The organism is Pseudoclavibacter sp. RFBI5, from assembly GCF_002931395.1.
Taxonomy (GTDB): Bacteria; Actinomycetota; Actinomycetes; order Actinomycetales; family Microbacteriaceae; genus Pseudoclavibacter.
The window spans coordinates 207882-220945 of sequence record NZ_PSYA01000002.1; the positions used below are offsets into that span (position 1 = coordinate 207882).

The 13064-nt window shown below is 68.4% G+C and carries 14 protein-coding genes; 9 read left to right on the top strand and 5 right to left on the bottom strand.

Annotated features, from left to right (window positions below; genetic code table 11):
- The first annotated feature begins 28 nt into the window (after positions 1-28).
- Positions 29-1090 carry a zinc-binding dehydrogenase gene (locus C5E06_RS01625; RefSeq protein ID WP_181062854.1) on the top strand — a complete coding sequence of 354 codons (1062 nt, stop codon included), beginning with the start codon at positions 29-31 and terminating at the stop codon, positions 1088-1090.
- A 97-nt stretch (positions 1091-1187) separates the two neighbouring features.
- Positions 1188-1604 carry a cupin domain-containing protein gene (locus C5E06_RS01630; RefSeq protein WP_104240115.1) on the top strand — a complete coding sequence of 139 codons (417 nt, stop codon included), beginning with the start codon at positions 1188-1190 and terminating at the stop codon, positions 1602-1604.
- A 201-nt stretch (positions 1605-1805) separates the two neighbouring features.
- Here the strand turns inward: C5E06_RS01630 and C5E06_RS01635 are convergent, their stop codons facing one another.
- The gene (locus C5E06_RS01635; RefSeq protein ID WP_104240116.1) at positions 1806-2690 is read right to left on the bottom strand and encodes a helix-turn-helix transcriptional regulator; all 885 of its coding nucleotides are present in this window, start codon (positions 2688-2690) and stop codon (positions 1806-1808) included.
- Positions 2691-3145: 455 nt separating this feature from the next.
- A complete protein-coding gene (locus C5E06_RS01640) occupies positions 3146-4030 on the bottom strand; it encodes an aldo/keto reductase (protein WP_104305791.1) in 885 nt (294 codons plus the stop codon).
- A 275-nt stretch (positions 4031-4305) separates the two neighbouring features.
- Between C5E06_RS01640 and C5E06_RS01645 the strand changes: the two genes are divergently transcribed.
- The 6 genes from C5E06_RS01645 (at position 4306) to C5E06_RS01670 (ending at position 9496) form a co-directional block, all read left to right on the top strand.
- On the top strand, positions 4306-4908 hold the full coding sequence (locus tag C5E06_RS01645) for a PTS glucitol/sorbitol transporter subunit IIC (RefSeq protein WP_104240118.1): 603 nt from the start codon (positions 4306-4308) through the stop codon (positions 4906-4908).
- Positions 4905-5981 (top strand): PTS glucitol/sorbitol transporter subunit IIB, encoded by a 1077-nt coding sequence (locus C5E06_RS01650; RefSeq protein ID WP_104240119.1) that lies wholly within the window; start codon positions 4905-4907, stop codon positions 5979-5981. The genes C5E06_RS01645 and C5E06_RS01650 overlap by 4 nt, the downstream gene beginning before the upstream one ends.
- Before the next feature lie 86 nt (positions 5982-6067).
- Positions 6068-6442: a PTS glucitol/sorbitol transporter subunit IIA gene (locus C5E06_RS01655; protein ID WP_104240120.1), complete on the top strand. Its 375-nt coding sequence runs from the start codon at positions 6068-6070 to the stop codon at positions 6440-6442.
- 3 nt (positions 6443-6445) lie between these two features.
- A complete protein-coding gene (locus tag C5E06_RS01660; protein WP_104305792.1) occupies positions 6446-6931 on the top strand; it encodes a transcriptional regulator GutM in 486 nt (161 codons plus the stop codon).
- A gap of 44 nt (positions 6932-6975) precedes the next feature.
- Positions 6976-8277, top strand: a complete 1302-nt coding sequence (locus C5E06_RS01665) for an NAD(P)H-dependent oxidoreductase (RefSeq protein ID WP_104240122.1) — start codon at positions 6976-6978, stop codon at positions 8275-8277.
- A 265-nt stretch (positions 8278-8542) separates the two neighbouring features.
- Complete coding sequence (locus C5E06_RS01670) at positions 8543-9496, top strand: sugar-binding transcriptional regulator (RefSeq protein ID WP_104305793.1); 954 nt, start codon at positions 8543-8545, stop codon at positions 9494-9496.
- A gap of 339 nt (positions 9497-9835) precedes the next feature.
- Here C5E06_RS01670 and C5E06_RS01675 read toward each other — a convergent pair whose 3' ends face one another.
- From C5E06_RS01675 to C5E06_RS01685, 3 genes are all read right to left on the bottom strand, one after another.
- Positions 9836-10366 (bottom strand): YjbQ family protein, encoded by a 531-nt coding sequence (locus tag C5E06_RS01675; protein ID WP_104298079.1) that lies wholly within the window; start codon positions 10364-10366, stop codon positions 9836-9838.
- A 74-nt stretch (positions 10367-10440) separates the two neighbouring features.
- Positions 10441-11289: a class II fructose-bisphosphate aldolase gene (locus C5E06_RS01680; protein ID WP_104240125.1), complete on the bottom strand. Its 849-nt coding sequence runs from the start codon at positions 11287-11289 to the stop codon at positions 10441-10443.
- Positions 11290-11328: 39 nt separating this feature from the next.
- A complete protein-coding gene (locus C5E06_RS01685; protein WP_104240126.1) occupies positions 11329-12045 on the bottom strand; it encodes a triose-phosphate isomerase in 717 nt (238 codons plus the stop codon).
- Positions 12046-12243: 198 nt separating this feature from the next.
- On the opposite strand from C5E06_RS01685, the gene C5E06_RS01690 reads away from it, so the two are divergent.
- The gene (locus C5E06_RS01690; RefSeq protein ID WP_104305794.1) at positions 12244-13020 is read left to right on the top strand and encodes a 1-acyl-sn-glycerol-3-phosphate acyltransferase; all 777 of its coding nucleotides are present in this window, start codon (positions 12244-12246) and stop codon (positions 13018-13020) included.
- Positions 13021-13064 lie beyond the last annotated feature (44 nt).

The window sequence follows — 13064 nt, forward strand, 5'->3', positions numbered from 1 at the left end:
GTTCCCGGAAGCGCAACGAGAGGCACCCATGAAGGCCACATTCATGTACGCGGCAGGCGACGTCCGAGTCGAGAGCGTCGCCGACCCGACCATCCAGCAGCCCACGGACGCGATCGTGCGCGTCACGCAGGCGTGCATCTGCGGCTCGGACCTGCATCCGTATCACTCGATGCAGGCGAGCGAAGAGGGGTCCCCGATGGGACACGAGCTCATCGGCATCGTCGAGGAGCTCGGCGCCGCCGTCACGACCCTGAAGGTCGGCGACTTCGTCATCGCGCCGTTCGCGTTCCAGGACAACACGTGCGTGTTCTGCCGCGAGGGTGTGCAGACGTCGTGCCTCCACGGCGGCTTCTACGGCAGCCGCGAGGTCGGCGGCCTGCAGGCGGAGTTCGCCCGCATCCCACAGGCCGACGGCAGCCTGGTCGTCGTGCCCGGCGTCGACGCCGCAGCGCTCGGCCGTGGGGAGAGCGCTGAGCTCACCGCCAGCCTGCTGACGCTGTCCGACGTGTATCTGACCGGCTACCACGCAGCCCACATGGGCCGCGTCGAGGCGGGCAAGATCGTCACGGTGATCGGTGACGGCGCCGTCGGGCTCTCGGCTGTGCTCGCCGCCAGGCAGCTCGGCGCCGAGCGCATCATCCTCATGGGTCGGCACACCTCGCGCACCGACCTCGGCATCGAGTTCGGCGCAACCGACGTCGTCGCCGAGCGCGGTGACGACGGCATCGCGCAGGTCATGGACCTCACGAACGGCGAAGGCAGCCACGTCGTCCTCGAAGCAGTCGGCCACATGCCCGCCTACGAGCAGGCCTACGGCATCGTGCGCCCCGGCGGCGTCATCTCCCGGGTCGGCGTGCCCCAGTACGAGGATGCGCCCATCGGCTTCGGCTCGCTCTTCGGCAAGAACGTCACCCTCACCGGTGGGCCCGCCCCTGTCCGTGCCTACATGGAACCGGCCATCCAGCAGGTCCTGAACGGCGACATCAACCCCGGCCGCGTCTTCGACCGCACGATCGGCATCGACGAGGTGCCGGCCGGCTACGCCGCCATGGATGCGCGCGAAGCCCTCAAGGTGCTCGTCCAGATGTAGGCGCCCGCGGCCGCGCACGCTCACCGCGCACGCTCACCGCGTGCGCGGCCGCGCGCGAACCGAAAATGCGTGATCGATTGTCGAGAGGAACACCCTCATGAGCACAGAACTCCAGCCGAAGAGCGCGACCAGCAAAGGTCCAGCCGAGTGGTTCACCGGTGACGTCTACTTCAACGCCTACTACGCGGGTACTGAGCCGTCGCGCACCCGCCTCAACCTGGTGCGCTTCACCCCGGGCGCGCACACCGCCTGGCACCGCCACGCGGTCGGTCAGACCCTGCATGTCACCGAGGGGTACGGCTACGTGCAGTCGCGTGGTGAGGAGCTCATCGAGCTGCGCCCGGGCGACACCGTCCACACCCCGGCCGGCGAGTGGCACTGGCACGGCGCATCCGCCGACAACTTCATGTGCCACCTCGCGCTCTGGGAAGCTCCAGGCGCTGACTCCGACGAGCCCGAGACGGTCTGGGGTGAGCTGCTCACGCCGGAGGAATACCCGCAGAGCGGGTGGTGAGCGGGCACACGCGAGACGGCTGGCAGGGCCTCACGCGCCGCTCGGCCACCAGCTGACCCTGCACGCCTCACGCCTTTGAAGTGTGAGCCAGACGCATCCAGAACCCTTGTGGGCGGATGCGTCTGGCTCAATTTCGCGTGCGTACGAGGGGCGTGCAGCAGGGCGGCAACAGGCAACAGGCAGCCGGCAGCCGGCTCGCGCCTACTGCTGCTGGAAGGCTGCCTGCGCTTCGACGGGGAACTCCGTCGCCGCCCAGGATGCGAGCATCCGCAAGCCGTCGGCGCTGGGGCTACCCTCGGCGGCCGTGTAGACGTTCATCGTGAGACCGGGCTCGCTCGGCAGCGGCAGGGACTCGAAGTTCAGCTCGAGCAAGCCGACGACCGGGTGGTTCAGGCGCTTCACACCGCTGCGGTGGAACTTCACGTCCTTCGCCGCCCACATCTCGCGGAACAGCTCGCTCTGCGTCGACAGCTCTCCGATGAGCTGGTGCAGCTGAGGGTCGTGGGGGTTCCGGCCCGCTTCCATCCGCAGCATGGATGCCGCGTCGGCGGCGATGCGGTCGAAGTCCGGCCAGAAGTCGCGGGCCGCCGGATTCAGGTAGATGTACCTCGTCGTGTTGACGGGCCGGCGAGGGTCGTCGAAGACGGGGGAGTAGAGCGCCCGGCCGAGGCGGTTGGCCGCGAGGACGTCGTGTCGGTCGTTGCGCACCCACGCGGGAGCCTCGGAGAACGCGTCGAGCATCTGCCGGACCGAGGCGCGCAGCTCGCCGCCGCCCCGCTTCCTCGACACTCGCCTGGGCGGAGCGCTCGCCCGCGCGAGGTTGAACAGGTGCTCGCGCTCGGCCTCGTCGAGCTGCAGCGTCGACGCGATGGCATCGAGCACGCTCTCCGATGCGCCCGACAGGTTGCCGCGCTCGAGCCGCACGTAGTAGTCAACGGAGACGCCGGCGAGCATCGCGACCTCTTCGCGCCGCAGTCCCGCGACGCGGCGGTTCCCTCCGTAGGCCGGCAGCCCAGCCTGCTCGGGGGTGATCTTCGCCCGGCGGGAGCTGAGGAACTCCTTCACCTGCTCGCGCACATCGTTCATGTGTCCAAGCTACGCCCGCGGGCTCGAGCGAGGGAGGCCCCGCGAGTACCTGCTGGCGGATGCAGACGCGCCGCTGTCCAACTTCAGTGCAGATTCCGGCGGGAACGCGAGTAGAGCTTCCGTCGGAGCTGATTCTGCACTGAAGTTGGACAGGGGCGGAGCCAAGCCAGCCTGGGCCTCGGCCCGGGCGTCGGCGTCGGCGTCGGCCCGGGAGCCTGCCCGGCCCCGACTCGGCTGACGACGGGTGGCTGGCCAACTTCCGGGACCAGATCGGCTCAGGCGCGCGGTTTGGGCCTGCGCGGGCGTTCTCGTCCCGGAAGTTGGACACCCGCGAGGGGGAGAACCGCCGCGAGGTGGGGTCAGCGCTGAGAGGCGCGCGGCCGCACGGATCAGGCCGCACGGATCAGGCCGCGCGGATCAGGCCGCACCGGTCAGGCCGCGGGCGGCCGCGCGGATCAGGCCTCGGGGATGGGCATGCCGTAGGCCTCCAGCGTCAGCGACTCGGGCTCGGGCCCGCGGCGCACGCCCTTGTCGAGGGCGTCGATCTGGGCGACCTCGTCGGGCGTGAGCTCGAAGCCGAAGATGTCGAAGTTCTCGGCGATGCGATGCGGCTTGACCGACTTGGGGATCACCGAGCGGCCCTCCTGCACGTGCCAGCGCAGCATGACCTGCGCAGGGCTCTTGCCGTGGGCGTCCGCGATGGCGCGGATCGTCGCGTCTTCCAGCGTGCTTCCGCCGTCGCCCTCGCGGTAGAACGTGATGCCGCCGATGGGTGACCAGGCCTGGTCGAGGATGCCGTTGCGCGCATCCGCTTCCTGCACGTCCTTCTGCTGGAAGTAGGGGTGCAGCTCGATCTGGTTGAGGGCCGGCACGATGTCGGTCGCGTCGAGCAGCCGGTCGAGGTGGTCTGGCATGAAGTTGCTGACGCCGATGGCGCGCACCTTGCCGTCGGCGGAGAGCCGTTCGAGGGCACGGTAGGCGCCGATCGTCTTCTCCCAGTCTGTGGGGAGCGGCTGGTGGAGGATGAGCAGGTCCAGCTGCTCGAGGCCGAGCTTGCGGGCCGACTTGTCGAAGGCGTGGAGGGTCTCGTCGAAGCCGTAGTCGCTGATCCAGACCTTGGTCTCGACGAAGATCTCGTCGCGGGGTACTCCGGATGCGGCGATCGCCTGGCCGACTTCCCGCTCGTTGCCGTAGGCGGCGGCGGTGTCGATGTGGCGGTAGCCGACGCGCAGGGCTTCGGCGACGGCGGCTGCGGTCTCCTCTGGTGCGGACTGGTAGACGCCGAAGCCGATGCTGGGCAGTTCGACGCCGTTGTTCAGGGTGAGGTTCGTGGTGCTCATGCTGAAAACGCTACGTCTGGCGGCTGAGGGGTGACAGGTTCTGACAGAACCTGCCAGTCGAACCGAAGCCGTTTCGGATGGGTGAAAACCCGCACTTGCGCACGGGGTCCCGCATGCCTACACTTTCGGCAGGTGCACAAACGATCATATCTATTTGCAACTTCGTGCACACCCCGACAAAGGAGTCAGAACATGCGGTTTACGTCGCCGCTCGCCGCCCCCGCGGCCAGCACAGTCGAGCACAGCTCGACGACCACGTCGGGAGGGCAGCCGGCATGGAAGTAATCACCTGGATCGCCGAGAACTTCATCGGCCTCTTCAACGCCTCCGCCGAGAGCCTCATGGGCCTCATCACGGGCATCCTCCCCCTGCTTCTCGTGCTGCTCACGGCAATGTACGCCGTCACCACGTGGATCGGCGAGGAGCGCGTCACGCGCGCCGTCCGCTGGGCGGGCAAGTACGCGATCACGCGCTACACGGTCATGCCGATCATCGCGGTCATCATGCTGACGAACCCCATGGCCTACACGTTCGGCCGCTTCCTCCCCGAGCGCTACAAGCCGGCCTTCTACGACTCCGCAGTGTCGTTCGTGCACCCGGTCACGGCGTTCCTGCCTCACGCCAACGCGGGTGAGCTGTTCGTCTGGACGGGCATCTCCGCCGGTGTCCTCTCCATCGCACCGGACAAGTACGCGACCCTCGCGGCCCTGTACTTCATGGTCGGCATCGTCGTCATCTTCATCCGCGGCATAACGACGCAGTGGATCACGAAGATCCTCATCAAGCGCGGCGGACACGAGGCGACGTTCGCTCGTTTCGACGAGATGTATGCAGAGGGCCACCTCCAGGGCTCCAAGAGCGAAGGTGGTGTCCTGTGAGCACAGACGCTGAGAACACGAACGCCAACTCGGCCGACGGCGGCGCGAGCACCGCGGACTACAAGGGCGTCAAGGTCAACCGCGGTCGCGGCGGATGGGGCGACGGGCTGACGCTCGTCCCCAACGCCGAGAAGAACATCGTCCTGTCGGTCACGGGTGGTGGCATCCACCCGGTCGCCCAGAAGATCGCAGAGCTCACGGGCGCTGAGGCCGTCGACGGCTTCAAGAACAACGTGCCGGACGCGAACGTGCTCTGCGCGGTCATCAACTGCGGTGGCACGGCGCGCATCGGCGTGTACCCGAAGAAGCGCATCCCGACGGTGGATGTGTACCCCGGCGAACCGGGCGGCCCGCTCGCCCAGTTCATCACCGAGGACATCTTCGTCTCCGACGTCGCCCCTCGCGACGTCGTCGCGCTCGACGCGGCGGCAACGGCAGCAGCTGGTGCCCCGGCCGCAGCCGAGGCGCCCAGCCTGAGCCCGGAAGAGGTCGCGGCGAAGGCCAAGGCGGATGCACGCGCCAGGGTCGCAGCGCAGGGAAGCGGATTCACGGGCTTCGTCGTGAAGTTCGGAAACGCCATCGGCTACTTCATCAACACGCTGCTCTCCTCGGGCCGCCAGGCGATCAAGCTGACCCTCAACACGATCCTGCCGTTCATGGCGTACGTCTCGCTCCTCATCGGAGTCGTCACGTACACGGGCGCTTCGGACTTCATCGCCAACGCGGTGTCGCCGCTGGCCTCGAACCCGATCGGCCTGATCCTGCTCGGCGTCATCACGGGGCTCCCGTTCCTGTCGCCGATCCTCGGCCCAGGTGCCGCGATCGCCCAGGTCGTCGGCGTGCTCATGGGAACGCAGATCGCGGCAGGCGCGCTGCCGGTGCAGTACGCACTGCCGACGCTCTTCGCGGTGAACGGCCAGGTCGGCTGTGACTTCATCCCCGTCGGTCTCTCCCTCGGTGAGGCTGAGCCGGAGACGGTCGCGGTCGGTGTCCCAGCCGTGCTGTTCTCCAGGCAGATCACGTCGCCCCTCGCGGTTGTGCTCGCCTACTTCGCCTCCTTCCTCCTCATCTAGTGGACGCCGGGCGGGCCGCACCGGCCCGCCCGCGCATCCACCCCTGAACTTCGCTTCAACCTCTCGCCTCAAGAAAGGACCACCACGTGTCCACGACCATCTGGCAGTCAGAAATCGCACGCATCGGACCCGACGCGAACGACATGTTCGAGGGCGGCGTCTACATCCTCTTCGGCGAACCCGTTCCGGATGCGCTCGCCGAGGTCAGCCTCGTGCACAAGGGCCACTCGGGTGAGTTCGTCCCCGTGCAGGCCGGCGACGAGTTCGTGATCGGCGACGAGGCCGTCACGGTCACCGCGGTCGGGGATCTCGCCAACCCGAACCTGCAGGAACTGGGTCACGTGGTGCTCTACCTGAACGCGGAGGACACCGCGCTCCTCCCGGGCGCCATCCAGGCATCCGGCACCCTCACGACTCCCGCCGAGGGCGCACTCATCAGCGTGCGCCGGAACGAGGTGTAGATCATGGACTGGAGATTCCCCGCCGTTCTGGTCCTCGCGCTTGTCCTGAGCATGTTCATGACGGTCGTGCAGATGCGCGCCTACATGAGCCAGGTCAACGAGATCGCGAAGGCGAACGCCGGCAAGAACCTCAACCTCGTCAGCGGTCGAGGCAAGGGCGCCTTCCGCGGCGCGATCGCCGTGCTGCTCGTCGACCCGACCACGCTCGAGGTCGTCGAGGCGCGTGCGCTCCTCGGGTTCAGCGTCTTCGGACGCCTGAAGCCCGCACCCGACCTCGAGGGCCCGCTCACGACGGTCTACGACCGCGCGGAGGCCCGCCACAAGCACCTCGGAACCGCCGTCCGCCAGGCGATCAGCATGCTGCCGCACACGGTGCGCGCCCAGGTCACGCTGCCACCGGTCAAGGGCAAGACGAAGCGTGCGCAGCCCAACGCTGTCAAGGGCGCGGCCCCGAAGCAGTTCACCGGCCTCTCCCGCGTCAGCAACTAGCCCCTGATCAGCACCCCACCCCACGAACTCAGCAAGGAACGCACATGAACTACACCCAGCGCCTCATCCAGCGTGAAGCAGAACTCGGCCGACCCATCCGCGTCGGCGTCGTGGGGGCCGGTCAGATGGGCTCAGGCCTCATCGCCCAGATCGAGCGAGCCAAGGGCATGGAGGTCGCCGTCGTCGCCGACATCGCCGTCGAGCGCGGTGTGGATGCATACACTCGCGCCGGCCGCAGCGACGTCCAGGTCGAGACTGACCTCGCCGTGGTCGCCGAGCACATCGAGGCTCGCCGCCCGGTGGTCATCAACGACGGCCTCCTCATCCCAAAGCTCCCCGTCGACGTCGTGCTGGAGGTCTCCGGTGTCACCGAGATCGCAGCGCAGGTCGCCTACGCGTCGCTCCTCGGAAAGAAGGACGTCGCTCTCATGACCGTCGAGGCCGACGTGACGGTGGGGCTCTTCCTGGCCAGCATCGCCAACGCCGGACAGCAGATCTACACGATCTGCCGCGGTGACGAGCCCGTCGAGGCGCTCAAGCTCGTCGAGCACGCCACCGACCTCGGCCTCACCGTCGTCGCGGCCGGCAAGGGCAAGAACAACCCCAACCGCCCGACGGACGTGCCGGAGGATGTCATGGAGGAGGCGAAGGCCAAGAACATGAACCCGCGCATCCTGTGCGAGTTCACCGACGGAACGAAGACGCAGATCGAGATGGCCTCCCTCTCGAACGCGACCGGGTTCCCCGTCAACAAGCCGGGCATGCACGGCCCGGCCGCCGACATCGCGACGCTCGCGACCACGCTCATCCCCGTCGAGGACGGCGGAGTCCTCACTTCGACCCCGGCCGTCGAGTACACGGTCGAGGGCGACGTCGCGCCAGGCGTGTTCGTCGTCGTGAAGTCGGAAGACGATGTCGTCACGCACGAGCTCGACTACCTGAAGCTCGGCAAGGGTCCGTACTACGCCCTCTACCGCCCGTACCACCTCGCCTCGGTCGAGGCGATCCTCTCGATCAGCGAGGCCGTGCTCGAGCGTCGCGCCGACTTCCAGACCACCACGTGGCGCACCGAGGTCGCCTCGAAGGCGAAGTTCGACCTCGCCGCCGGCACGAAGCTCGAGGGCATGGGTGGGCACCACGTGCACGGCTGGGCCGTCGATGCGGACGAGGCACGCGCCGACAACTCGATCCCGATCGGGCTCATCTCCGGCGGCATCCTGAAGCGCGACATCAAGGCGGGTGAGATCGTCTCCTACGACGACGTCGAGCTCGACGAGACGCGTCCGCTCATCGCGATGCGCCGCCTGCAGGACTCGCTGGTCGCGGCTGGTGTCATCGGCGCCTGACCCGTCCGACCCCCTTCGGGCGCCCGGCTGAACCGGGCGCCTGATCGGCGGTCGATAGGATCATGTGAACCGGATCACCGATGCCGCGCCAAGCGTGCGGCGTCGGGGCGGCTCCCGAACGGCGCGTGAGCGCGGTGAGGGAGCCGTCGCCATCTGGGAAAGACGTCCCGCACCGCAGGGCCACGCAGGAGTGAGCAGCGCTGCGCCTCCTGCCCAGCACAGCCTGCGCGTCGCTCTGCACCACCCACAGGAAGGAAGGCTCGGGATGCCAGCACCCCGCAACGCCGAGACCCTCGTCCGAGCAGCGCGCCTCTACTACCTCGACGGCCTCTCCCAGAGCGACGTCGCGACAGCACTCGGCGTCTCGCGGGCGAGCGTCTCACGCATCCTGTCGGCGGCACGCGAGCAGGGGATCGTCGAGATCCGCATCCACGACCCTCACGTCGTCGGTCGTGTCGACGAGCTCGAACGGCAGATCACGGATGCGTTCGCTGTCGGTGCCGCCGTCGTCGTCTCGGCGCTGCCGGGCAGGAACCCCCTCGACATCGTGGCCGGAGCGGCCGCCGACTACTTCGCGGAGCGTGTGCCCTCGGTCGGTTCGGTCGGCCTGAGCTGGGGCAAGTCGATCGACGCGTTCGTCGAGCAGATCCACGTCGAGTCCACGGGGCGCGCGCTGACGCTGTGCCCGCTCGTCGGCGGCATGCCGTTCGACTCGGGGCCGGCCGGGAACACGGCCCTGGAGCGTCTCTCGCAGAAGTCGGGGGCGATGGCGTTCCGGTTCGAGTCGCCCGCCGTCGTCGAGTCGCCCCAGACCTGGGCTGCGCTTACCGGGGAATCGTCGATCTCCATGGCCATCAAGCGGGCGACGGATGTGCAGCTCGCGTTCGTGGGCATCGGTTCGTATGGGCTCCACGCGTCGAGGCACATCGTCTCCGCGATGCGGCTCAGCGATGCCGAACGCGCCGAGCTGGACGCGCAGCAGCCCGTCGGCGATATCTGCGGTCGCTTCTTCGACGCCCACGGGCGCGCCCTTGGCGCACCGGTCTCCGAGCGGGTCATCGGCATCACCCTCGGCCAGCTGGCGAAGATCCCGGAAGTGGTGGGCTTCGCCGCTGGCGCCGAGAAGGCCCCTGGGGTCGCCGGCGCGCTCCGCACGGGGGCGCTCGACGGCGTGATCCTCGACGAGGACCTCGCGCGCGCTCTCGTGGAGCTCGTGTAGGGCGCTGCCCGGGCCAGAAGAGTCAGGTTCCGCGGCGGATCTCCATGCCTCTGGCTGACTCTTGCCGCGCTCAAGGGTTCGCCGGGAGGCGCGGGCTGTGCGGAGCGCAGCTGCCAGGGCAGGGGACTCTTGGATCGACACGCGATGATGCCTCCGCATCCGCAGCCACGTCCCAAACCGCGGCCACGTCCAAACCGTCGCCACGGCTCAGAGACGCAGAACGCCGCCGGTCGATCGTGCCGCTGACGGGGAGTCAGGGTGCGATCGAACGGCGGCGTCGGTGCGCCGACGTCGTTGGCGGCGTCAGCGGAGGCGGATGCTCGGAGGGGGAGCGCGCGCCTACTCGCCCATGACGACGACCTGGCACTTGCGCGAACGGGCGCGCGTGCGGTCGAAGTCGACGAAGTAGATGTACCCGGTGACGCCGACGCCGAGCTTGCCGTCGATGACCGCGAACACCTCGCTCGAGCCGATGATCGTCGACTTGATGTGCGCCTCCGCGTTCAGCAGCGCCGTCTTGTCGCCGCCGGGCAGGTACACCTCGGCGTCCGGCCACGACTCGACGTCGGCGTAGTGCTCCGGGCCCGGGTAGCGGTACTCGCCCTCGGGCGGCACGGCCGTCTGGTTCGGGGCGACGCGGTTCAGCACGTCGTCGAGGTCGGCCTGCAGGAACTCGGTGCCGTCCTCGAGGCGGTCGTGCACGAACTCCTCGAAGAACACGGCGCACGTCGTGTGAGGAGAGATGACCGTGACCGTGCCCGCCGTGATGCCGCTCGCCGCGATCGCCTCCTTCACCTCCGCCGTGACGTCGATGTAGCTGGGCGTGCCGCCGTGCGACTGCAGCTGGAGGGTGGTCTGGTAGACGGTCATCGGTGTTCCTTCGGAGTCGTGGATGCGCGTGCTTCGGCGCGCGCGCAGATGTCGGTTGGTGTGGCTGGCTCGGCTCAGGCGCCCGGGCGCAGGGCCTGGATGAACTCGGCCACGTCGGCCTCGACCTGCGCGGAGACCGCCTTCGCGACCTTCGGGAACAGGATGGTGTTGGGCTGCTCCGCGGCCCGGAGCGCCGCATCCAGTGCCGCCTTCGCCGCGTACGTGTAGTAGTTGATCTTGCGGACGCCGCGCGTGATGGAACGGTGGTACTCGTCGAGGCTGAGCCCGGAGCCGCCGTGCATGACGATGGGCACGCCCGTCGCATCCCGCAGCTGCTCGATGAGCTCGTAGTTGAGCTTCGGCTCCTGGTGGTACATGCCATGCACCGTGCCGAAGGAGGCAGCGAGCGCGGTCACGCCGGTGCGCTCGACGAACTCCTTCGCCTGCGCTGGCTCCGTGTACAGGGTTTCGTCGGCGATGCCCTGGCTCGGGTCGCCGTTCTCATTGCCCGTCATCACGCCGAGCTCGCCTTCGACCCCCACGCCGCGTTCCTTCGCGAGCTTCACGACCTCGGTCGTACGGGCGACGTTCTCCTCGTACGGCAGCGTCGAGCCGTCGATCATGACGGAGTTGAAGCCGATGTCGAGGCCGCGAGCGATGTACTCGATGTCCTCGCCGTGGTCGACGTGCAGCACGAACGGCGCTTCGCTGCGCGTCGCGAGGGCGAGCATCGCCGGCCCGATGTCGTCGATCGACAGGGTGCTCTCGTGCACCTGCGCGTGCTGCAGGATGACGGGAACGCCGGCCTTCTCGGCAGCGGAGATCGTGCCGAGCAGCCCCTCGAAGTAGGGGGTGTTGACCGCCGCGATGGCGATGTTGTTCTTCTGTGCGTAGCGGAGCGCTTCGTCGAGTCCGATGAGCATGTGTTGGTCTTCTCTCTGGTGGCCCTGTGGGGGAGCGGGTCAGTTGGCGGGGGCGGCGCTCGCCTGCGCGTCGCGGTGGTCGGCGAGCGCCTGGAACATCTCGGTGAGGATCTCGCGCCAGTCGGGGTGCTTGATGATGCCGCTCGTGCCGCCGGAGCAGTCGGCGCCCTGCTGCAGGACGCGCGTGATGTCGGCGCCGCGGCTCACGCCTGCTGCCTGCACGACGAGGATCGCCGGGTCGACGTTCTTCACGATCTGGGTCGTGCGCTCGATGTAGTCGCCCGCGTCCATCTGCCCCGTGCCGATGTTGGCGGTCGGCTCGCAGATCATGCCGGAGGGGTCGAGGTCGGCAACCGCGCGGCACTGCAGGTCCGAGTCGGCGCAGACGATGGTTGCAAGACCGACCTCTTCGCAACGGCGCATCGTCGCGTCGAGGTCGGCCAAGGTGAGGGGGTGCTCGGCGTGGTTGAGCACGACGGCCTTGACCCCGGCTTCGGCGAGGCCCTCGGCGAGGATGTGCCCCATGCCGCGGCCAGGCACGATCGGGTCGACGTGCTGGGCGGTGACGCAGAGGTTCGTCGTCTCGGCGACGACCGACCGGAGGTCGATGTGCTGCGCGGTGAACACGACGTCGATGTCGAACGCTCCAGCGAGTTCGTCGGTGAGGTGTGCCAGCTTCATGAGCTCGCTGCCCGTCAGGTACGCCTTCGGGTTGACGATCAGAAACGGGCTCCGTACAGGGATGGGGACAGCCATTGTCAGTTGCTCCTAGCGGATAAATGCACAAAGTTGCACTAAAGAAGGTACGAACGTGCAGTGTGGCAAGTATCGCATCTGTGGAGAGCACCTGGCAAGAGCACGGATGCGCAGGCCCCGCCCACGTCCGCGTGCGCCCCGGAGTCGTCCCAGGTGCCCCGAATAAGGTGGCACCTCACACTTGGACCAGGGAGCCACATGACTCGCGAACCCGTCTACTCATTTGCGATCGGGGTCGGCCGCACTGTCTTCGGCGCGCTCCGCGTTCGCCAGACGGTCCGCGGCGCGCAGCACCTTCCCGACACCGGCGGCGCCGTGATCGCGATGACCCACTTCGGCTACCTCGAGTTCGCCCTCGTCGAGTGCGCGACCTGGATGCACAACCGGCGGCGCATCCGCTTCATGGCCAAGCAGAGCGTGTTCGAGAAGCCCGTCGTCGGCCGACTCATGCTCAGCATGCGGCACATCCCGGTGAACATGAAGGCCGGTGCGGACGCGTTCGCCGCCGCCGCGACCGCCCTGCGTGACGGCGAGCTCGTCGGCGTCTTCCCCGAGGCCGGCGTCAGCGCGTCGTTCACGATTCGCGACTTCAAGACCGGAGCCGCACGCCTCGCCGCGCAGGCCGGCGTGCCCATCATCCCCGTCGCCGTCTGGGGCGGGCACCGCCTCCTCACCAAGAACCGCAAGATCACGCTGCGAGAGCGCCTCAACATCCCCGTGCACTTCTCTTTCGGGGCCCCCATCCATGTCGCACCGGACGACGACCCCGCCGACACCACGGCCAAGCTCAAGACGGTCATGGAGGCGCTCCTCAGCGAGCTGCAGTCGAACTACCCGGAAGACGGCGCGGGCAAGTGGTGGCAGCCCCGCGTGCTCGGTGGCACCGCCCCCACGCCCGAGGCTGCGGCTGCGGCAGATGCCGAGCGTGACCGCAGGCGCGAGGCCGCGCGAGCGCAGCAGGCAGCCAGGAAGTAGCGGGTCGGTTGCCACTGGCGCTGCGTCTGCCGCTGGGGCCGCAG